The sequence below is a fragment of the Roseibium sediminicola genome, from assembly GCF_023156505.1.
Taxonomy (GTDB): Bacteria; Pseudomonadota; Alphaproteobacteria; order Rhizobiales; family Stappiaceae; genus Roseibium; species Roseibium sediminicola.
Genome location: NZ_JALNMJ010000010.1, coordinates 190,617 through 211,611 on the forward strand (window position 1 = coordinate 190,617; position 20,995 = coordinate 211,611).

The window sequence follows — 20,995 nt, forward strand, 5'->3', positions numbered from 1 at the left end:
CTTCGCTGGGCTTTTCCTTTTTCGGCCGGAGCACGACACGGTGGCCGCCGAAGTTCAACCGGGAATCGTGGACTTTTCGGTGGCCTGCCAATAGCCTTTCCGCAGTAGGTGACACGGAGTGTATGAATGGCTTTTTCTCGGTTCAGCGGCAGCAGGCTGATGGCGGACCTCGCAGCGGCGGGATCGGAAATCCCAGGCTACGCAAGACCTTACAAGGCTTGTTGGGTTGCCGCTCTGCTCTTTGTGTCCGTGGCCTATCCTGCCTCGGCACAGGAAACCACTGTGACCGAATATTTCGACGACCGGTCAGGCGCGATGGCGCTCAATTACGACACCGAGCTGTATCTCTGCGGAATGATCCACAGCAGTAAGGGCCATGATCCGGTGAATTCGGCCGTTCGTGCGGCCCGGACCCGGGTCGGTTGGCCGAACCTCCTTGAGGACGCCGAAACCTACGGCATTCCGCAAACTTTCAATCTGTGCGGACATGACGCGGTCTTCGGCGACGACGGACCCGGCGACCTTGCCAAGCTGGACCAGTTCAACCTGTTCCATCGTGACAAGCACTGGTGGACCAACACCTGGTATTCAGACGCGCCCCCGAACGGCGGCGACTACCGCACCGTCGGCGATCTGAGCGGCTATACGCGCAGCTACGGACTGGTTTATGGCGGCGACATGACCGAGGCGGCCATGAACGCCTCCGTCCCCCACGAGATCTCGTTCCACACGTTTGGCCATGGTGGCCTGAACAAGCTCCCCGGCTACATTCTGGACGAAACCTTCAGGGTGGGTAAGATCTATCACAAGCGCATCGGCAACAAGATCACGGCCCAGGCACCACCTTGGAACGGCAACCCGATCGAGGCACGCTATCCGATCTTTGTCGACCACGGCATCTTTCTCTACAACCGGTTCGAGGAAACCACGGCCAAACCTCATGAGGTCATCGAAAATCTGTGGGTGATCGCAAGGCATCGCGGCTTCGATGCCGACACCGATCTCCGGGACGACATCGATGCGGTGATCGCCGCGGGTCATGTTCTGGCACCCTATTCCCATCCCGAAGACGGCTTTGCGAAGCCATCGCGCGATGGCTTCCAGAAAACGTTGGCTCACGCCCAGGCCAAGGTGCAATCCGGCGAGCTGTGGGCAACCACTCTCAGCGAAATCGGACGCTATTGCGAAGCCAAGAGCGATGTCGGCACCGTCACCCGATCCGGTGAAGGTGCGACGACCGTCGAGATCACGCTGAACGACTACAAGACCGAAACCTTTGGCATTCCCTACCTGACCTTCAAATCGCCCATGCCTGACGGTTCGGAATTCGCCCGGATCTCTGTCGATTTTCCCTCGGACCTCACACTCAATTCCAATTCGGACACGGTGCGCGTGGAAGACGGCCTCGCCGTCTACTCGATCTATCTCAATCCAAACGGACCGACCAATGTCCGGATCGAAGGTGTTTCGGCCCCTCACACCGATGGCGTGGACATCAATACCCCGGTCCTGACTGTCACAACGGTAGCGCCGACCGAACCACCCTCGGCGACCCCGGTCAAAATTCAGGCCCAGACCGAAAGCACCGATACCATCTACACGGTCAACCTGATTTATCAGCACAATACGGGTGCGAAAAAGTCGGCGATCATGACCGGGAAGAACGGCGCATGGGAGACCGAGATCGGCCCGTTCAATCCCGGCGACTGGGTCACCTACTATGTCTCGGCGACCGACAACACCGCGCGCAGAGTGACCACGCCGCTGCAGCGCTTCCTGGTGCGGGCGGAGACCTCGGAATAAGGGCCGCCAAACATAGGCAAAGCCCCCTGCTGGACCAGCCGAACATTGCAACAGAAAAGCCCCCGGTGTTCGCCGGGGGCTTTTTCTGTCACCTCGCAGCTGCGGTGAGCTGTTATTACTCTGTCGCCGTCTCGACGTCCGCCTCCGCACCAGGCGCAGGTGCTGCGAGAACGGCTGCCGCCGGTTGCACTTCGCTGGGTCTGGCCGAGACATCGGTCTCGGCCGCGCTGCGGGCAGTTGACGGCTGGTCGGTTTCAGAAGCATTCACCGGTGTCTGCTCGGGCGCAGCTCCCTCAGAGGACGTTGCCACGGGTTGGCTCTCAACCGCCGGCGCACCATTCACAGCGGCCTGTTCAGGCAGATTGCCGAATGCATCGGCCTCGTCGCCAGTGCCGACCAATGGTGCCGCCCCCGCCGGGGTAGTTTCCGACAGATTACCGAAGGCATCACGCCCGGTTTCGTCGAGGCCCACGCCGGCCTGATCCCGGAACAGGATCTCGGGCGCCTCGCCCGGATAGCCGACAAACAGCGCGCGCCGCTCCTGCTCATAAGGAGACAGGCATTCCTGGCGCGGCCCGTGATAGGGCTGGAAGCTGTTGTCCATGAGACGGTAGGACCGGTACCGGTTGAAGCACCAGGCCAGATGACGATTGCTGCCGGCATAAACCTGGCTGCGCACATGCTGACGCTTCGACGCATGGGCCTGATAACCGCTCCAGCCGGACTTGCTTCCATAGCCATAACCGCCGGCCATGGCGGCGCCCGACATCGGCAGGACAACGGCAGCAACAGCCAGCGCCAGGGTCACTTTGGAAACGAAGTTTGTGGCAGTCATGTCAAAATCCTTTGCTCGAACCCGCTTGAGGATGCATTCAATCGTCCCGGGTCTGAAAGACCGTGAAACAAGCGGGGAGAGGAGAGACGCGGGTCTCAAAAAGACCCGCGCTGTCGGAAAATCCGGCGGGCTCAGCCGCTGATGTAAGGCGACCAGCACTGGGCACGTGGGCCGTTATAGGGCTGGTAGGTGTTGTCGTAGGTTTTGAAGCTCTTGAAGCGGTTGTGGCACCAGCTGACGTGTTTCTGCCAGATGTGATCCTGGATATGCGCAAACGGACGGTTGGAATGCGCCTTGCCGTAGCCGGAAGTGTTGTAGTTGTTATAGGACTTGTGGGAATTGTAGCCGTAGCCGCCCGCAGAGGCGGTGCTGACGCCGGCCGCGGCAACGGTCGCGGTGACGATGGCGAGAGCGGTGGCTTTCAGAAAAGTCTTGCGAAACATATGTTTGTTTCCTTCTTGGGTTGAGGTACCGGCGATGTCGTCCGCCGATGACCTATACCTAGGAAGGGACCGCGCCCAACACCTGTGACGCGCGACACGCTGGAAGCAAGCCTTTGGAGTTTTTGTGTTTTCAACACCAGATCAACGCCGTCTTTCAACAGCTCAATAATCTCCGCGACCACCGCACGCACAGCGTCATCCTGAGGAGTGTGCTCGCACGCGTCTCGAAGGATCTGCCACCAACTCTGGAACAGGACCGGTTCCTTCAAGACAGCGCCGTCGCGCTTCCCCAGGATGAGGCCGGTTAAATGTGACGGCTACAAGGTAAAGCGAACTCCGTCACTCCCCGTGCGCCAAGGCCTCCAGCCGGTCGCGGTCCCTGATGATCAGCCAGCCGTCCTGAAGGTTGATCAGCTCCGCCTTCTGCCATTTGCGCAGGCAGCGGTTCACGTTTTCCCGCGTGTTGCCAATCATGCTGGCAAGTTCCGATTGGGACTGGGACAGCTTCGCCAGGGGTTTCTCTTCCGAAGCGGGCGGCGCCACCGTCAGCCTCAGCAGCAACTTGGCAAGGCGGGCCGGCAGGTCGAGAAAGGCGATTTCGATCATGCGCTCATCGGAGCGACGCACCCGTTGGCACAGAAGCTCGATCAGTCTGACTGACAGGATGGGGTTGCGCTGCAGGACATCGAGCAGTGCACGCCGTTCCAGCACCACAAGCGTGCAATTGGTCAGGGCCTTGACGTTGGCGGAGCGCTCCTGACCATCCAGCATGGCGATCTCGCCGAAAACGTCTCCGGCCTGCAGATCGTTCAGCGTGACCTCCCGGTCGCTCGGCGTGAACATGGTGACCCGCACGGTGCCCTCGGCAATCGCCATCATGCTTTGTCCGGGCTCGCCCATGGTGAAGATCTTGTCGCCGGCCGCATACCGCTTCACGTAGGAAAAATTGGCCAGCTCCTGCCGCGCCTGGTCGTCCAGCGCATCGAAAATGAAACTCTTGCCGAGCAGTTTCTCTTTTTTAAGATCGCCGTCCGTGTTCATTTTCTTTTCATCCTGTCGGTTTGAGCAGTACAACGCTAGTGACAACAATCACACGTTCTGCACGCCTGAGTGTGATCTAGAAGACCCCAGGGGCGCTTGAAAAGCACAAATTGGGAATTTGACGATGAAAAAACGGACAGTCCTTGCCGCCTGCGCCCTGTTTGCCCTCCTCACCGCATCCCCGCTCGCAGCACAAACCTTGTCCGGTTGCAGCAAGACCGAGCTTCAGGACCCGCCGCGCAGCGTCTATCGATGCGCCGGCGGCATTACACTGGAAGCCGAGGCCGCCACAGCACTCGGCATCGTCGAGCGGCAGGCGGACGACCGGCCCAGCGATGTCGAAGTCTCCAGGGACGGCCTTTACATCGAGGTCACGCCCGGCAGCGGCCCCTTCCAGATCCAGACACCGCACGCCATCGCCGCCGTGCGCGGCACCGTCTATGTCGTCGATGTCACAGACACAATGACCGCTGTCTTCGTCCGCGAGGGCGAGGTTAGCGTCTCCAGGGCCGACGGCTCCGATCCGGTCCTGCTGACGCCGGGTCTCGGCGTCGAAGTTGTGCCCGGAACACCACTCGAGACCCGCCGCTGGCCGGCGGCCCGCGTCGACGCTCTGCTCAGCCGCTTCGGCCGATGAAGCCAAATCTACCTGTCGCGGTTGCCGCGCTGGCTGTTGTGATTGGCTGCCTCTGGGCAGGCCTGGTTGTGCGCACCCATTTGACGGGCGCTGCCAGCGTGATCGACCGGTTCGAGACAGTGCTCGTGGACATCCGGATTGCGCTTGCGGGCGCAAGGCCGCCGCCGGAGGACATTGTCATTGTGGCGATCGATGACGGCACCATCGACGCGATTGGCCCATACCCCCTGCCGCGAGACACGCTCGCCGAGCTTGTGGGGAAGATCGGCGATGCCGGTGCCCGGGCACTCGCCGTGGACATCCTCCTGTTCGGCGCTTCCGACGAAGCGGCCGATGCCTCCCTGGCGGCTGCGATTGGCACCTTGCCGACGGTAATTGCCGGTGCCGGTCAAATGAGCGCGGACACGCCCCCACAATCCGTCGTGCCTGCCGTGAGGAAGGTTCTGTCGCCGGCGCTGCAAATCGCAAAAGCCTCGTCGGTCGGCCTTGCCAACATCGCCACCGACACCGGCGGCACGCCTCGCCATATGCCGATGCTGTTCCTGACGGACCAGGGCCTGCAACCTTCCCTCGGCCTTCAGGCCGCCGGCCTTTATCAGGGCGGAGCAGCGAACATCACCGAACAGGGTCTCCGCTTCGGCGACCATGCATTGCCGCTGGATCTTGGCTGGCATCTCGCCCTCAATTATTACGGCCCGGGCGGGACGATCCCGACCGTCAGCGCGCTTGACGTTCTGCAAAGCCCGGCCGCTGCCGCCGACGGTGCGATCTCTCCTCTGAAAGGGCGCATGGTCGTGCTTGGTGTCACCGCCACCGGTGTCGGCGACCGCTTCTCGACACCGTTCGATCCCATCATGCCCGGGGTGGAAGTCCAGGCGACCGGCATAGCCAACCTTCTGGACGGCATGCCGCTGCACCGTGACACCGGCACCCGCCGTCTCGACGGTGCGGCAGCCGTACTGATCACGCTCTGCGGCATGTTGGCTGTCCTGGTCCTGCCGCTGGCGCCCGCGACCGTGTTTTACCTGCTGCTGCTCATCGGCTGGCTGGCGGTCTCTGCCGTTGCCTTTGCGAACGGCACCTGGCTGAACGCCGCCCTGCCCTTTGCCGCCAGCCTGCCGCCAGTTCTTGGCCTCCTCGTCACCCGGCAGGTGGCCGACCGGATCGTGGCGCGCCAGCAAATGCAGGCCCAGGAAGCCCTCAGCCGCTTTCAGTCCCCGCGCCTGGCGCGCCGGATTGCCGAGGATCCGTCCTTCCTGGCAAGTCCGAGGCAACAGACGGCCGCCATCCTCTTTGTCGACCTCTCCGGCTATACCGGCCTCAGCGAACGCCTTGGGGCCGCGCAGACCCGGGATTTCCTGAAAGAGTTCCACACCATTGTCGTCAATGTGGTCAGCAAACGGGACGGCGTGGTCCTCGATTTCATGGGCGACGGCGCCATGCTCGGCTTTGGCCTGCCGGAAGAAGACCCGCAGGACCCGGTTCGGGCGCTCACTTGCGCATTTGAATTGGAAAGGGAAATTGCCGCCTGGCTCGAGACATCCGGGCGCAGGACAGAGATCAGCAGCGTACGGGTCGGCGCCCATATGGGCCAGGTCGTGCTGTCGCGCCTCGGCCACGACCGCCAGCAACAGATTGCCGCGACCGGCGACTGCGTCAACGTTGCCAGCCGTCTGCTGGAAGTCGCCAAGGACCATAAGGTCTCCGTCGTCGTTTCCGCCAATCTGATTGAAGCCGCCAATCAGATTTCAGAACGCCCGGTCGAAGCGCCTCGTCTCGTAACGGTCGCCATCAGAGGTCGCCAGCAGGTCCTGCAGGTCGGCCTTTGGGTGTCCGGCGATCAACCGCAGCAGCCTTGCCCGGCCTGAACCGGTGGACAGACAACTGTGCCATAGGAACAGAAAACACAACAATCACCGGGTTTTGGCTTAAGCAGGGCCTTTCAGTTCCTGCATTCATGGAACCACTGGCAGGCATCCGTCGGCATGGTTTCGATCTCTGCGTGCCCACATTGAGGGCAGGTCAGTTCGGTTTTCAAAATCGGATCTGTTTCGACCATCAATCCGCTCCCTGCCATGCCTGGCGCTCAGCCCCAGACAGGCCCCTGGCACATGGTAATGCGGCCGGCACAGAAAATGCCAGCTGCCGCATGCGAAATTGAATGAAACGACCCAACCGCGGACTTACAGCATGCGGAACAGGGTCCTGTCCTTGCGGATAACATGGTGGAACAACACCGCGCCAAGATGAAGGCCGATGAGGCCAAACAGGATCCAGGCACTCCAGGCATGGATGGACGAAAGCGTCCAGGCGATGTCCGGGCTCTTGCCGAGCGGGCTCCAGACCTCGACAAGGCCGAACCATTTCAACGGAAACCCATGCGCATTGGTGGCAAGAAATCCGGAAACCGGCATGACGATCAGAAATGCGTAGAGCAATCCGTGCACGCTTGCCGCCGCGAGACGCTCATGCAACGGCCCCTCGCCTTCCGGGGCCCGGGTCAGGAGCTTGTTGCCCACGCGGATCAACATCAGCCAAAGCACCAGGAAGCCAAAGCCCTCGTGCAACATGTAGAAATCCATCACCACGTCTTTCTTGGCATACCCGATCATCAGGCCAAGCGGCCAGGTCAGCAGAACCAACCCCGCCACCGCCCAGTGCAACAGGCGTGCGGGGCCGCCATGGCGGACAACCGGCGCTGCCGGATTGGCATAAAAACTCTCTTGTGTGGCTAATGTCTCTGCGCTCATGTGAAGCCCCCTTCCAACCCTTGCGTTTCACCGAGAGAACCGAATATGCCTCTCTGAAGTTAGACATAGGCACTGCCGCCATCGCTGACCTGTGACGCGCGGCACAGGGAAAACCGGAATAAGCTTGATTGTCTTTCCGGCCGCCCTCCGCTTACAACTGTCGTCAGTTGGAGGGAGCAACCGATGACATCCGAATTTTCCGGAAAGACCATATTGATCACGGGCGCTGCAAGTGGCTTTGGCAGGTTGCTTTCCGAGAAACTCTCAAGGCTCGGCGCCAATCTCGTTCTCGGCGACATCAACACATCCGGCCTCGATGATCTGACCTCGGCGCTGCCCGGTCGGTCTGAAGGCTTGCGCTGTGATGTCTCCCGGGAAGACGAAGTGCGCACCCTTTGCCAACGGGCCGAAGACGCATTCGGCGGCCTGGACCTGGCGGTCAACAATGCCGGCTTCGCGCCGCCGATGAAAAGCTTTCTGGACACCACGGAAGACGACCTCGACCGGTGTTTCGCGGTTAACACCAAAGGGGTCTTCTTCGGCATGAAACACCAGATCCCGCTGATGCGGGACAAGGGCGGAGCCATCCTGAACGTCGCCTCGGTCGCCGGCCTCAACGCCGCGCCGAAACTGGCCGCCTATGCCGCCGCCAAACACGCGGTCATCGGCCTGACCAGGACGGCCGCCGTCGAATTTGCCCGCCAGGGCATCCGCGTCAACGCGATATGCCCCTTCTTCAGCCCGACCCCGCTGATGACCGAGAGCGGTTTCGCCGACAAGGAGGACTTCCTTGCCGCGGGCGTCCCCATGAAACGCCTGGGGCAGCCTTCGGAAATCGTCGAGACCATGCTTGCCCTGCTCCACCCGGGCAACACCTATCTCACCGGCCAGGCCATCGCCGTCGACGGCGGAGTTCTCGCGCTTTAGGCCGTCGCCCCACTCGTCCCCCTTTCGTGGATTTCGATCAGGCCTGGACCAGATTCGGACGCCATCCGCTTGAGCACCTCTTCCAGCTCGGCCACATCGCTCAACCGCTTTGAGGGCACGCCATAGGCCTCGGCAATCTTGAGGAAATCCGGCGCGCTGGGCGTCACGCCTTCCGGCACGATGCCCGCGTCTTCCATGAAGCTGCGGATCTCTCCATAACCGTCATTGTTCCAGACCAGGAAGATCACATTGGCACCGCAATCCTTGGCCGAGCCGATTTCGGCAAGTGAGAATTGCAGACCGCCATCGCCTACAATGCAGACCACGGGGGTCTCCGGTTCGCCGATGCTTGCGCCGATCGCCGCGGGCGGGCCATAGCCAAGCGCTCCGAAGCCGGTCGCCGCGTTGAACCAGCCACGCGGCCGGTCCGCCTCGAAATAGAGATTGCCGGAATAGATTGCCTGGGTGCTGTCGCCAACAATGATGCAGCCCGGTAGAGACTCCCGGATGGTCTCCAGAACAGCGAATTCCGCATGCGCCTTGGCATCAAACCCGGTCACCACGGAATTCCGGCAGGCCTCGGCCCGTCCGGCACCGTCATTCGAAGCGTTCAGCCCTTCGAGTTGAGGCAGCAGGTCATCCAGGAGATTTTCGACTGTCGAGAGGATCGACCGGGACGCTGAAGTCCCCCGGGTCAGCTGTTCGGCATCGATATCGACCCGCATCAGGTTTTCAAGTGCCGGAAAGCCGCCATCGGCATACATGTCGTAATCCGTCTGGCCCATCTGCGTGCCGAGCGCGATGACAATGTCGGACTCAGCCAGCAACTCGCGAACCGGCTCCAGGCTTGGGCTTGCCGGCACAGACAGCGGGTGACCTGCCATGATGCCGCGCGCGTTGACCGTAGTGACCACCGGTGCGTCAAGGAACTCCGCCAGGGTTCTGATCTCGTCGGCTGTCGACACCGCTCCGCCACCGGCAAGGATCGTCGGCTGCAGCGCCAGCCGGCAAGCGGCCGCAAGAGCGGCAACGTCGGCGGCCGCCGCGCGGGGACCATTGACCTGAACAGGACGGATGTCACCAATCGAAATGCGCTGTGCCATCACGTCTGTCGGGATCTCGATATGCACCGGCCCGGGACGGCGGGACTGCAGTATGGCAAACGCCCGGTTCATCACCTCCGGCAGATCGTCCGGCTCGAGCAACGTGTGCGACATCAGGGCGAGCGTCGCCATCATGGCCTGCTGGTCCGGCAACTCATGCAGCTTGCCGGTGCCGTGGCCGAGGCTGTCGCGCCGGTTGACCCCGGAGATCACCAGCATGGGAACGCTGTCCTGATAGGCCTGCGCCATGGCCGTGATGGTGTTGGTCAGGCCCGGTCCTGTGATCACCAGAGCAACGCCGGGCTTGCCGGTCACCCGTGCATAACCATCCGCCATGAACCCGGCGCCCTGCTCGTGGCGCGGCGTGATGTGGCGGATTGGGGAGCTCGACAGTCCCCGGTAGAGTTCAACCGTATGAACCCCCGGAATGCCGAAAACGACTTCGGTGCCGTTGGCTTCCAGAATGTCGATCAGGGCCTCGCCCACCGTGCGTGTCACGACGCCCATTGCTGTTTTCCTTCTGCTGCCTCAAGACCGTCGGCAAAGACGGCGATCCTGTCCGCGGCTTCCGACAGAACCTCGTCCGCCACCGTCAGGGAGAGGCGGATGAACCCGGCCGCCTGCACGCCGAAGGACGCGCCCGGCATCACGGCAACCTGTTTTTCCTCCAGAAGCCGGGCCGCAAAGGCCTCTCCGTCCAGACCTGTGGCGCTGACATCGATCAGCAGAAACATGCCGGCTTCCGGTCGCATCGGTTTCAACGCCCCATGGCCGGCCAGATGGTCGAGGATAAGGTTTGTGCGCCGGATGTAGCTAGCGCGCATCCGCTCTGCGGTATCGAAGTCACCTGATACGGCCTTGGCCGTCATGTCGGCAATGAACGGCTGGCCACCGAACAGCATGGTTTCGGAGACGGCCAGCAGCCGGTCGCAAAACTCTTCCGGCCCGACCGCCCAGCCGGAGCGGAAACCCGGCGCCGCGTGGGACTTGGAGATCGACGACACGACGATGGTCCGGTCCGCGAGTTCGGCAAGGTCGAAGGGCGAGGCAAACGCACCGTCAAAGATGATTTTCTCGTAAACCTCGTCGCAGACGATCCAGAGGTCGTGCCGGCGGCAGACCTCCCCGATCGCGGCGATCTCCTCCCTGGACAAGGTCGCGCCGGTTGGATTGTGCGGCGTGTTCAAGAGCAAGACCCGGCACTCCGGCGTCACGGCTTCTTCCAGATCCTGGGCCTGAAGGTGAAACCGGTTCTCGGGCCGGAGCGGCACCGGCACCATCTTTGCACCTGTCGCCGCGATCACGCCCTCGTAGGTGGCATAGAGCGGATCGCCGACCAGAACGGCATCGCCGCCTTCGACAAGTCCAAGCATGACCGCGAAGAGCGCCGTCTGGGTGCCTGGAAAACACAGGATGTTGCGCTCGGTGACATCCGCCCGGCGCTGCCGGTATTTCTCGGTCAGCGCGGCGACAACGCTCGGCTCGCCCCGGCCGTTGGAATAACGGATCCGGCCGGCTCGCATCGCCCGGTCAGCCTCGTCCATCAGGGCTGTGTCGGGCATGATATCCGGTTCCCCAATCGTCAGCTCGATGACCGGCACCCCCTTGGCCATCATCTCGCGTGCCTTGAGATGCACGGTCCATTTTCCCGAGCCCAGATGGGCCAGACGATCGGTGATCGACGCATAACGCATGGTTCAGCTCTTTCAGCTTGAGGGGGTGTCCTGGGCAAGAACGATGCCGCCTAGAAGGGCTTCCGCGGATCGGATCGCAATGCCCGGCAAGGGATTGTCGGTGAAAAGATCGCCGACCAGGGTGCCTTCCAGCCAGAGGCCGTCGATGACGCCGTTGATGGCAATGCCAAGTTCGCGGCAACGCTGCGGAGCCGGTTCTTCGCCCGCTTCCGCCAGCACCTCGGCAAGCAGTTCTTCAAGTGCGGACCGGAAGGCCAGATAGCTCTCCCTGTGGATCTCGGCAAAAGCCGGATCGACCCGCACATGTGAGATGAACGCCGCCCAGAGCGATAGCCTGCGGCCGTCAGCGACCGGCGGCGTCAGGTTGGCGACAATGAAGTCGTGCAGCCTTTCCCGCGCGCTTTGCTGGTCCCCGTCGGCAGCTGCGACAACAGCCGACGTCATCCCGGTCATCACTTCCCGGTAGGCGTCCTGCAGCATCTGGTCCTTGCTGGAAAAATAGTGCCGGATCAGACCTGGCGTCACGCCCGCGCGCGCAGCGATCTGGCGCACCGTTGCACCTTGCAGGCCGCTCTCGGAAATACAGTCGAGCGTCGCCGCGATCAGATCGTGGCGGCGAACGTCCTCGCCTGCGCGATGGAACGGGCGGCGGCTCATGGACGGCTCCGGACAATCGATGAGGTGGCAGCAAGAAACACCAGTCCGGCGCAGTACATCCGACAGGGGAACGTTGGCATTCCTCTCGTTTTCCGCGCCATTTTGGTGTCCTCCGCCAACCGCCGGCGATTTGCGCACCGGTTTGATTTTTTTGTTATTATACGGTTGAATAATTACGAGACAAGTGCAAAGCTGACCAAATGATCCGGGCGGTGAGCTGGCCCCGCACCGGAAAAAACAGCTTGGCCAGCGGGGAACAGTTGCAACAACAGCACCGGCAAAAGCCGGGCAATGGCGGTAGGATGGACACAGCGGCGCCAGCCATCGAGGTGCGCGACCTCTTTAAACGTTTCGGACCCTTGGAAGTGCTCAAGGGCGTTTCGCTGACAGCGCGGCAGGGCGACGTGATCGCCATCATCGGCGGGTCCGGGTCCGGCAAATCCACCTTCCTGCGCTGCATCAACATGCTGGAACTGCCCAGCGCGGGGTCGGTCACCGTCCACGGCGAAGAGATCGCCCTGAGGGATGACGGCCATCACGGCCTCAGGCCGGCCAACCGCCGCCAGATCGAGCGCATTCGCAGCCAGCTTGCCATGGTCTTCCAGAGCTTCAATCTGTGGCAACACATGACAGTGCTGCAGAACGTGATCGAAGTTCCGATCCATGTGCTCGGCATGAAGCGCGACGAGGCGGTCTCGATCGCCGAGAAAATTCTGCGCCGCGTCGGCCTTCACGAAAAACAGGATGCTTACCCGGCTTTCATGTCCGGCGGCCAGCAGCAGCGCGCCGCCATCGCCAGGGCGCTTGCCGTCCAGCCGCTCGCCATGCTCTTTGACGAGCCGACCTCGGCGCTCGACCCGGAACTGGTTGGCGAGGTTCTGAGCGTCATCGGCGATCTGGCACGCGAACGCCGCACAATGATCCTGGTTACCCACGAGATGAAATTCGCCCGCGAAGTTGCCAGCCACGTCATCTTTCTGGACAACGGCATCATCGAGGAACAGGGACCGCCCGAGCAGGTGTTCGGCGATCCGAAGTCGGAGCGCTTGAAGAAGTTCATCAGTTCGATCCATTAGAAAATCGAATGGCCCCGGAGGAACAGGCCGCAACCAGGATTGAACCGACGAAAGAAAGGTCCCGTGTACGTGAAAACGACGCGGGCTGGAATGGCCGGAACCACCGGCGGAAAAACCGAAAACAGGGGAACAACATGAAACAGATTGTCAAAGCAGCATTCGTGGCGGCGGCAGTGACCACCGCCGGCTTCACAGGCGCCATGGCCGAGGAAGTCAAGGTCGGCGTCGCCGCCGAACCCTATCCGCCCTTCACCTCTCCGGATGCCAGTGGCAAGTGGGTCGGCTGGGAAGTCGAGTTCATGGAAGCGATCTGCGCCGAAGCCAAGCTCGACTGCGTCATCACCCCGGTCGCCTGGGACGGCATTATTCCGGCCCTGACGTCTGAAAAGATCGACATGATCGTCGGCTCCATGTCGATCACCGAAGAACGGCTGAAGACCATCGACTTCTCGGACAAGTACTACAATACTCCGACCGGCATCATCGGCGCCAAGGGCGACGACTTCGAAGCCACTCCGGAAGGTCTCTCCGGCAAGATCCTCGGCGTTCAGGTCTCCACCATCCATGCCGATTATGCCGACAAGTATTTCGGCGAGACCGCGGACGAGATCAAGCAGTACCAGACCCAGGACGAGGTCAACCAGGACCTGGCCGCCGGCCGTCTCGACGCCGTCCAGGCGGATGCGATTGCGCTTGACGCCTTCCTGAAATCCGATGCCGGTGCCTGCTGCGAGCTGAAAGGCAACGTTGCCGACGATCCGGCCATCCTCGGCGCTGGTGTCGGCGTCGGCCTGCGCAAGGGCGACACCGAGCTGAAGGACAAGATCAACGCGGCCATCGCGGCGATCCGCGCCAACGGCACTTATGAGGAATTCTCCAAGAAGTATTTCGACTTCGACATCTACGGCGGCTGATCGCCCCTTCCTCAAACCGGTCCGCGCCTCGGTGCGGACCGGCATGTCTTTCCCAAGAGGGTGACCGCCGCCGATGGCTGCCGACTCCGGTTTTCTGAATCTCGATCTGCTTGCCCTGTCGCCTCCAGGTTGGGGCGGGGTCTTGCTGGCAGGCTTCGCTGCGTCTCTGCAGCTTGCGGTCGGCGGTTACGCGCTGGGCCTTGTGATTGGTGTTGCGGGTGCCTTCGGCAAGCTCTATGGCGGCCCAATTCTGAGGGATCTTCTCGAAATCTACACCACCGTCATCCGCGCGGTGCCCGAACTGGTTCTGATCCTGCTGCTTTATTATGCCGGAACCGACGCGGTCAACGCGCTCCTGGTGATGGTCGGCCTGCCGCGCGTTGACATCAGCGGCCTGGCCGCGGGCATCTTCGTCATCGGCGTGGTTCAGGGCGCTTATTCCACGGAAGTGCTGCGCGGAGCCATCAACGCCATTCCCTCCGGTCAGATCGAGGCCGCGCGCTCCTATGGCATGTCGCCCTTCAAGACGCTGCGCCGCATCACGCTGCCCGCCATGCTGCCTTATGCCATTCCGGGCCTCTCCAACCTCTGGCTGATCGCCACCAAGGACACGGCGCTTCTGGCCGTGGTCGGTTTCTCGGAGCTGACGCTCGTGACCCGGCAAGCCGCAGGCAGCACCAAGGCCTATATGCTGTTCTACTGTACGGCCGGTGTGATGTACCTGACGCTCACCCTTGTCTCCAACCAGGTCATTGCGCGCATTGAAAGACGCGCAAGGCGCGGCATCGCGGGGCCGGTCTGATGAGCGACACCAAAGTGACCATGCCGGCCTATGTGCCGCCGCCCCCGCGCCGCCTCCTGGAGCCGCACCGGATCTTCCTGCTCGCTGTCTTCGCGGCGATTGTCTTCTGCGTCGTCTGGTTCATGCGCTGGGACTGGTTGCCGAAATACCAGTGGAAGCTGATCGAAGGCATCGGCGAGACCCTGTTCCTGCTGTTCTCGACCGCCGCCGTCGGCTTTCTGCTCGCCCTGCCGCTCGGCCTTGTCCAGGTTACCGGGCCCTGGCCACTGGCCTGGCTGGCGCGCGGGTTCTGCACCCTGATCAGAGGCACGCCCCTGCTACTTCAATTGTGGCTGCTCTATTATGGCCTCGGCTCGGTCTTCGCCCAGTACCCTGAAATCCGCCAATCGGAGCTCTGGCCCTATTTGCGCCAGGCCTGGCCCTATGGCTTTACCGCCCTGATGCTCTCCTTTGCGGCCTATGAGGGCGAGGTCATGCGCGGCGCCTTTGCCGGCGTGCCCCGCGGCGAACTGGAAGCCGCCCGCGCATTCGGAATGGGCCGGTTTACGATGTTCCGCCGCATCTGGCTGCCGCGCGCCTTCTACCGCGCCCTGCCCACCTTGAGCGGCGAAACCGTGCTGCAGCTGAAATCGACCCCGCTGGTCGCCACCATCACCGTGGTCGATGTCTACGCGGTGATTTCAAGGGTCCGGCAGGACACCTATCTCACCTATGAGCCCCTCCTGCTGCTCGCACTAATCTATATGTGCCTGACCGGGATTCTGGTATTGCTGTTCCGTTTCCTGGAAAACAGGATCCCCAGCCGCGGCGCTTAGAACGAAAACCCAAATGACCCTTCAGACCTCGAATATCATGCCCGATCTTGTCGCCACCCGGCGGCACCTGCATCAGATCCCGGAAATCGGCCTCTCCGAATTCAAGACATCGGATTTTGTCGCCGAGGCGCTCACGGACATGGGCTATGAGGTCACAAGAGGGATCGCCAAGACCGGCATCGTGGCGACCCTTAAAAACGGCACGTCTGCCAGAAGCGTCGGCATCCGCGCCGATTTCGACGCCCTTCCGATCCAGGAAGAGACCGGCGTCGACTATGCCAGCACCCATCCGGGCGTGATGCATGCCTGCGGTCATGACGGCCACACCGCAATGCTGCTCGGCGCCGCGAAGATGCTGGCCGAACGCCGTCAGTTCGACGGCACGCTCCACCTCATTTTCCAGCCGGCCGAGGAAAATCTTGCCGGCGCCCGGCTGATGATGGAGGACGGCCTGTTCGAGCGCTTCCCCTGTGACGCGGTGTTTGGCCTGCATAACGAGCCGTCCCTGCCCTTCGGCCAGTTCACCTTCCTTGAAGGGCCGATGATGGCGGCGGCCGACGAATGCAAGATCACGGTCATCGGACAAGGCGGACATGGCGCGGAACCGCAAGCCGCCGCCGACCCGATCGTCTGCGGCGCCAGCATCATCATGGCGCTGCAGACCATCGCCTCGCGCAACATCCACCCGCTCCAGGGGTCGGTGGTTACCGTCGGCGCCTTCCACAGCGGCGTCGCCAGCAACGTCATCCCGGAACGCGCCGAGATGAACCTGACGGTCAGAGCTCTAGACAGCGATGTCCGCGACGAATTGGAGCGCCGCATCCGCCTGATCGCGGAAGGTCAGGCAGCAAGCTATGGCATGCATGTGGAAATCGATTACGAGCGCGGTTATCCACCGATGGTCAACCACAAGGCCGAAACCGACTACCTGCGTGCGCTCGCCACGCGCTTCGCCGGCGCCGACAAGGTCACCGACCTCGCCCGCCCCTTCATGGGCAGCGAGGATTTCGCGTTTTTCCTCGAAGAGGTTCCTGGCAGCTATTTCATGCTCGGTACGGCCAGGACCGGCAACGATCCGGCGCTGCACAATCCCAAATACGATTTCAACGATGACATCCTGCCCGTCGGTGCCACCTTCTGGGTGGAACTTGCCGAGGATTTTCTGAAAGGCGCATAGCGGCGACGCGTCGCAATAACCTGGCGGCGCTCATGCGGACCGTCGCCGGCCTGCACTCGTTTCCATCAGGTGCGCTGCCATGTCACGGCCGGTCCGGATCGCGCCTTCCACGAACCCGGGAAACCGGGTGGCAAGTTCCGTACAGGCAAAGGCAAGACCGTTTTCGCCGCGCCGGATCCGCTCCACCGCTCCCTCCGCATGCGGCCCTGCGGCAAAGGCATTGTAGCCTCCTGTGCCGAGTGGATCCGCGGCCCAGTCCCGTTCGACATAGTCAAGCGGCGCGGCGGCCTCCGCGCCCAGCGCTTTGGCGAGATCCTCCAGGATTTTCGCGCGCCGATCCCGGGCCGATAGCAAACGCAAGGCTGCCGCGCCGGGACCGCCCGCGAAGCCGACCAGCATGGGCTTTTCCGCAGAAAAACTGGAATCGCCGAACCACATTCCCGAAGGCTCGCTCCACTGGCACAGCCCGCTGAGCCCCCTCTCCCGCCAGAAGGCCCTGTCATATCGGATCAGGAACTTGAAAGTATCCGTTGGATGAAAGGCCTGAAGCGCCCGCATCAGATCCACCGGGAGCGCCGGCTCGAACGCCATCTCGCGTGCCTGCAACGGCGAGGTGGCCACAAGAACCGTGCGAGCCTCGTAGACGTCGTCGCCCGCCTCGACCCGGAACCTGTCGCCTTGCCGCGTTACGGAACGGACCGGCCTCCCAAAATCGACGCAGCCGAGTTTCTCCGCCAGCAGCTCGGCAATCCGGTGCAGGCTTCCGTCCACGAAATACTGCATTTCGGTAAAGCCGTCGGGTCCCGCATCGCGCATGCGTAAGAGTTCCTTCAACGGCAATATCTCGGCATCGATGCAATTGGCGCACTCGGCCATCGAGCGGGCCGCGCTGCGCACGCCTTCATCCGCGATCGTTCGCGCCAGCCAGCCGGCAAGCGAAAGACCGCCCACCTCCGCTGACAATTGCGCCGTCGTCGGCAACTGATGGTAATAAAGCCGGGAGGCCTCCGAAAAATGGGATCCGTCGTCGGGAAAGGGCAGGCCAACGGCAGCGCCGGAGGTGATTTCTGGTTCAATCAGGCACCCACCAAACCGGTCAATCATATTGAGCACATACGGCATCTCGTCGGAAACGAACTGACCGCCGATGTCCACCCGTTCGCCCAAACCGTTGACGAGTGAGTGCGTTCGTCCGCCAACGCGTTCCCGCGCCTCGACGACGCGCACGCTCCACCCTTCGTTGATGAGCATTTCAGCCGCGCTCAGCCCTGCATATCCTGCTCCGATCACAACACAATCAGACGTCATCTCGCATCCTATTTGGTTGAACGTTCATTCAATATTGGAGGGAAATTTGCCATTAGACAAGAGCCGGTGCAAACGGCAGCGCACGCCCGAGAACCCTGAAGGATTGACCCACCGCCCCTCGGCCGGTTTGAGTGTGCCGAAAGGCGTACCGGTTCAGTCAGGCACGGATGCGCCGCAAAGGTGTTTAAGGGGAACGCCCCCTCGGTTCCACGCACCACTATCTGCATTCCGGTGTTCTTGCCGGACCAGCCCGGATAATCATGAGAGGCTGCAGCAGAGGGCAACGCTGCAGCGCTCCGCACTCGCTTCCATCGCGGTTGACACTGCGAGACGCTTCAGCACGCTCAAGAAATGGCGAAAATCAACACGCCCTCCAGCGTAAACCACACCACACGCACACATTCATTGGAAATACTAACACTCTTATGTATTAGCAGCGCACATCTTGAGGAGTAACCGAATACTCAACAGATATTTGATCAATGACACGGAAACTTTCCTAGAGACACCGCCGCAAATGCTAGGCAATGGGAATAAACGTTGGCGCGTCTCTACCGGATTGACCTTCAAGCGGAACGAACTGAAGTTGGAGCCTGGAATGCTGATATCCATGTCGATCTCGACAACCCTGAAAGCCTCGCTCGCCGGGATTTCCGCAGTCATCCTCGCCTATGTCTTTTTCTCCGCCTGGAGCACAAACAGACTTCAGCGCACATCAGAGATTGCCCTGAACGACGCGATAACGACTGCAGGACCGGCGGTCGAACTGACGAACCTCATCAAACAGGTCCAGCTGGATGTGGCCCAGGTGTAGCAATGGCTGACCGATATTTCCGCGACACGTGGCCTGGACGGCCTGAATGACGGGTTCGACGAAGCCGAAGTCTACGCCGACCGCTTCGACGAAGATGTCGCCAAGGACAGAACGCTTGCCAAAGATAGGAGTCTCAACGAAATCGACGCGGCGCTGCAATCCGCTTCGAACAGTTTCGGCCCCATTTACGAAACCGGCAAGCGCATGGCTCAGGCCTATATCGACGGCGGCCCGGAAGCCGGCAACAAGATGATGAGTGACTTCGATGCGGTCACGCAAAAAATCGGCGAGGACGTCGAGGGCATGCTCGAGGCCAAGAACAAGGCCGTTGAGGCGATCCTGACCAACCTGAAAGAGGAAGTGCAGGCGGAGCACCAGGTTGCCGACATGAACACGTATTTTACCATCGCATTTGTCATTCTCCTGGCCGTGGCGATGGCGGGCAACTTCGTGGTTCTGACCCGGCGTGTCATGCGCCCGCTCGACAAGATCGTGGAAAGCATCCGCCAGATCGGTGCCGGCCTATACGATCAACCGATCGACTTTGCGAACCGGCCGGACGAAGTTGGTGAGATCGGCGCTGCCTTGTGCGCTTTCCAGGAGAACGGTCTCAAGCGGGAACAGTTCGAGCGGCTTGAAAACACCAATCGCGAGCGCGAACGGCTGCGTCAGAACCACATGGAAACGGTTCTGAACGATTACCGAGATGTCAGATCAAGTCTCAACTTCTACACATGAAAGCCCTCCCCCAATTCGCCAAGGGGCAGGATGTCACGCTGATCTTCCCGGACAGGACGACAAACACCGCCAGGATCGTCTGGATCCGAGACGGCGAAGCCGGCCTGGAGAGCGCCGAAGCCGCACAGGCATCCAAAGCAGCCTGAAGAACCGGCACTTGGACCGTCAACGGGCCCGAGACCCTCTTGACCGGCCCCTGCCGGCGAGACAGTTGGCCATTTCCCCAGCCTCTCCCTGAGGCGCCCGCTAGTCAAATTGCGTCAGCACCACTAGGACCGCTGCAGGAAAACCGTCGCCTGTGGAGGATTCCGTCGTTTTCTGACCACCTTTCGGGGAAATCCAGCAAGCACAAAAACCCGAATGCGCCTAGCATGCTGTCATGCTTTTCCGGGCCATTGCCGGCGAGGCAGAGCTGCTTTCCAACATCGCTTCCGCGGACACCGGCATGACCACCTTGAATGCCCAGAATTGGGATCGCAATCCTGCGGTCACCAGCATTGCCTGCATCCTCGGTTCAGTCGTCAGTTTCTCTCTCGGCGATATGACGATGAAGCACATTTCGCAGACCACCGTCCCACTGCATCAGGCAGTCGCGCTCAGGTCGGCGATCGCACTCATTCTAACGCTGCTGCTGTTTCGCGGCGGCAAGTCTCTGTTGGCGGCCTTTCGAACGGAGAGACCGGTGCAGCATCTGCTTCGCGGCCTGGCGGTGTCCGTGTCCAACATCACCTATTTCGCGGCTCTCGCGGCCCTGCCGATGGCCGACACCGCGGCGATTTTCTTTATTGCGCCCATGCTGCTGACGGCCTTCTCGGCGATCTTCATCGGCGACCATGTCGGTCCCTTCCGATGGGCTGCCCTGGTGGTCGGCTTTGGCGGTGTCCTTCTCATCATCCGCCCCGGATCGCCGGATTTTGAATGGGTCTATATCCTGCCTGCCCTGTCGGCCGCCGCCTATGCGGTGATGCAGACGATCACGCGAGGCATGGGCCTGCGCGAAAGCACCCTGTCGATGGCCCTCTATGCGCAGGTCGGCTTTCTTGCCGGGTCGCTGGCGCTTGGGGCGGCTCTGGGAGATGGACGCTTCGCCGGGTCCGGCGGACCGGCCGCCGATTTCCTGTTGCGTCCCTGGGTTCTGCCGACAAGTCGTGAACTGACGCTCATCGTCTTCACCGGTGTCACCATCACCATCGGCGGCTATCTTGTCAGCCAGGCCTACCGCCTCTCGTCAGCCAGCGTTGTCGCCCCCTTCGAATATACCAGCCTTGCCCTGGCTGTGACCTGGGGCGTCCTGATATGGGGCGACGTACCTGATGCTCTGGCGAGCATCGGCATCGCCCTCATCCTGCTCTCAGGCCTCACCATCGCCCTTCGCGAAGCCCGCGCCGGACGCAAGAAACTCTCGGCGCAGCGTATGGTGATACGTCGATAAAGCGTTGTCGCTGCGAAGAGAACGGAGAC

Annotated in this window: 21 protein-coding genes and 1 pseudogene; 13 read left to right on the forward strand and 9 right to left on the reverse strand. The window is 61.7% G+C overall.

Annotation, left to right across the window (positions count from 1 at the left end):
• Nucleotides 1-126 precede the first annotated feature (126 nt).
• Nucleotides 127-1,803 carry a hypothetical protein gene (locus M0H32_RS15830; RefSeq protein WP_248155710.1) on the forward strand — a complete coding sequence of 559 codons (1,677 nt, stop codon included), beginning with the start codon at nt 127-129 and terminating at the stop codon, nt 1,801-1,803.
• Between the two features lie 115 nt (nt 1,804-1,918).
• Here M0H32_RS15830 and M0H32_RS29645 read toward each other — a convergent pair whose 3' ends face one another.
• The 3 genes from M0H32_RS29645 to M0H32_RS15845 form a co-directional block, all read right to left on the reverse strand.
• Nucleotides 1,919-2,638 carry a BA14K family protein gene (locus M0H32_RS29645; protein ID WP_345779334.1) on the reverse strand — a complete coding sequence of 240 codons (720 nt, stop codon included), beginning with the start codon at nt 2,636-2,638 and terminating at the stop codon, nt 1,919-1,921.
• 131 nt (nt 2,639-2,769) lie between these two features.
• Nucleotides 2,770-3,081 carry a BA14K family protein gene (locus M0H32_RS29740; RefSeq protein ID WP_425607325.1) on the reverse strand — a complete coding sequence of 104 codons (312 nt, stop codon included), beginning with the start codon at nt 3,079-3,081 and terminating at the stop codon, nt 2,770-2,772.
• Nucleotides 3,082-3,420: 339 nt separating this feature from the next.
• On the reverse strand, nt 3,421-4,122 hold the full coding sequence (locus tag M0H32_RS15845; protein ID WP_248155712.1) for a Crp/Fnr family transcriptional regulator: 702 nt from the start codon (nt 4,120-4,122) through the stop codon (nt 3,421-3,423).
• Between the two features lie 124 nt (nt 4,123-4,246).
• Here M0H32_RS15845 and M0H32_RS15850 point away from each other — a divergent pair, with 124 nt between their 5' ends.
• Complete coding sequence (locus tag M0H32_RS15850; protein ID WP_248155714.1) at nt 4,247-4,759, forward strand: FecR domain-containing protein; 513 nt, start codon at nt 4,247-4,249, stop codon at nt 4,757-4,759.
• Nucleotides 4,756-6,627, forward strand: a complete 1,872-nt coding sequence (locus M0H32_RS15855; protein WP_248155715.1) for a CHASE2 domain-containing protein — start codon at nt 4,756-4,758, stop codon at nt 6,625-6,627. The genes M0H32_RS15850 and M0H32_RS15855 overlap by 4 nt, the downstream gene beginning before the upstream one ends.
• Here M0H32_RS15855 and M0H32_RS15860 read toward each other — a convergent pair.
• Nucleotides 6,600-6,818 (reverse strand): annotated as a pseudogene (locus M0H32_RS15860) (GDCCVxC domain-containing (seleno)protein). The gene M0H32_RS15855 and the pseudogene M0H32_RS15860 sit on opposite strands and share 28 nt — an antisense overlap.
• Before the next feature lie 124 nt (nt 6,819-6,942).
• Nucleotides 6,943-7,509: a cytochrome b gene (locus tag M0H32_RS15865; RefSeq protein ID WP_248155717.1), complete on the reverse strand. Its 567-nt coding sequence runs from the start codon at nt 7,507-7,509 to the stop codon at nt 6,943-6,945.
• 183 nt (nt 7,510-7,692) lie between these two features.
• Between M0H32_RS15865 and M0H32_RS15870 the strand changes: the two genes are divergently transcribed.
• The gene (locus M0H32_RS15870) at nt 7,693-8,436 is read left to right on the forward strand and encodes an SDR family NAD(P)-dependent oxidoreductase (protein ID WP_248155719.1); all 744 of its coding nucleotides are present in this window, start codon (nt 7,693-7,695) and stop codon (nt 8,434-8,436) included.
• Here the strand turns inward: M0H32_RS15870 and M0H32_RS15875 are convergent.
• From M0H32_RS15875 to M0H32_RS15885, 3 genes are read right to left on the reverse strand one after another with little or no spacing between them, the layout of a single operon-like run.
• Entirely contained in the window at nt 8,433-10,046 is a 1,614-nt protein-coding gene (locus M0H32_RS15875) for a 5-guanidino-2-oxopentanoate decarboxylase (RefSeq protein ID WP_248155721.1), read from the reverse strand. The genes M0H32_RS15870 and M0H32_RS15875 overlap by 4 nt on opposite strands.
• A complete protein-coding gene (locus M0H32_RS15880; protein WP_248155723.1) occupies nt 10,034-11,233 on the reverse strand; it encodes a pyridoxal phosphate-dependent aminotransferase in 1,200 nt (399 codons plus the stop codon). The genes M0H32_RS15875 and M0H32_RS15880 overlap by 13 nt, the downstream gene beginning before the upstream one ends.
• 12 nt (nt 11,234-11,245) lie before the next feature.
• Nucleotides 11,246-11,890, reverse strand: coding sequence for a TetR family transcriptional regulator C-terminal domain-containing protein (locus M0H32_RS15885; RefSeq protein WP_248155725.1), 645 nt, complete (start codon nt 11,888-11,890; stop codon nt 11,246-11,248).
• A gap of 302 nt (nt 11,891-12,192) precedes the next feature.
• Here M0H32_RS15885 and M0H32_RS15890 point away from each other — a divergent pair, with 302 nt between their 5' ends.
• The 5 genes from M0H32_RS15890 to M0H32_RS15910 all read left to right on the forward strand — a co-directional run bounded on the left by M0H32_RS15890 (nt 12,193) and on the right by M0H32_RS15910 (nt 16,674).
• Complete coding sequence (locus M0H32_RS15890) at nt 12,193-12,966, forward strand: ABC transporter ATP-binding protein (protein WP_248155727.1); 774 nt, start codon at nt 12,193-12,195, stop codon at nt 12,964-12,966.
• Nucleotides 12,967-13,166: 200 nt separating this feature from the next.
• Nucleotides 13,167-13,880: a transporter substrate-binding domain-containing protein gene (locus tag M0H32_RS15895; protein WP_486660017.1), complete on the forward strand. Its 714-nt coding sequence runs from the start codon at nt 13,167-13,169 to the stop codon at nt 13,878-13,880.
• Nucleotides 13,881-13,953: 73 nt separating this feature from the next.
• A complete protein-coding gene (locus tag M0H32_RS15900; RefSeq protein WP_248155731.1) occupies nt 13,954-14,682 on the forward strand; it encodes an ABC transporter permease in 729 nt (242 codons plus the stop codon).
• Entirely contained in the window at nt 14,682-15,497 is an 816-nt protein-coding gene (locus tag M0H32_RS15905; RefSeq protein ID WP_248155733.1) for an ABC transporter permease, read from the forward strand. The genes M0H32_RS15900 and M0H32_RS15905 overlap by 1 nt, the downstream gene beginning before the upstream one ends.
• Nucleotides 15,498-15,510: 13 nt before the next feature.
• Nucleotides 15,511-16,674, forward strand: a complete 1,164-nt coding sequence (locus M0H32_RS15910; RefSeq protein ID WP_248155735.1) for a M20 aminoacylase family protein — start codon at nt 15,511-15,513, stop codon at nt 16,672-16,674.
• 30 nt (nt 16,675-16,704) lie between these two features.
• Here M0H32_RS15910 and M0H32_RS15915 read toward each other — a convergent pair whose 3' ends face one another.
• Nucleotides 16,705-17,982, reverse strand: coding sequence for a flavin monoamine oxidase family protein (locus M0H32_RS15915; protein ID WP_248155737.1), 1,278 nt, complete (start codon nt 17,980-17,982; stop codon nt 16,705-16,707).
• A gap of 598 nt (nt 17,983-18,580) precedes the next feature.
• Between M0H32_RS15915 and M0H32_RS15920 the strand changes: the two genes are divergently transcribed.
• The 4 genes from M0H32_RS15920 (at nt 18,581) to M0H32_RS15935 (ending at nt 20,966) form a co-directional block, all read left to right on the forward strand.
• Nucleotides 18,581-18,796, forward strand: a complete 216-nt coding sequence (locus tag M0H32_RS15920) for a hypothetical protein (RefSeq protein WP_248155739.1) — start codon at nt 18,581-18,583, stop codon at nt 18,794-18,796.
• Between the two features lie 204 nt (nt 18,797-19,000).
• Nucleotides 19,001-19,534, forward strand: a complete 534-nt coding sequence (locus tag M0H32_RS15925) for a HAMP domain-containing protein (RefSeq protein WP_248155741.1) — start codon at nt 19,001-19,003, stop codon at nt 19,532-19,534.
• A complete protein-coding gene (locus M0H32_RS15930) occupies nt 19,531-19,680 on the forward strand; it encodes a hypothetical protein (RefSeq protein ID WP_248155743.1) in 150 nt (49 codons plus the stop codon). The genes M0H32_RS15925 and M0H32_RS15930 overlap by 4 nt, the downstream gene beginning before the upstream one ends.
• A gap of 233 nt (nt 19,681-19,913) precedes the next feature.
• Nucleotides 19,914-20,966 carry a DMT family transporter gene (locus M0H32_RS15935; protein ID WP_248155745.1) on the forward strand — a complete coding sequence of 351 codons (1,053 nt, stop codon included), beginning with the start codon at nt 19,914-19,916 and terminating at the stop codon, nt 20,964-20,966.
• Nucleotides 20,967-20,995 lie beyond the last annotated feature (29 nt).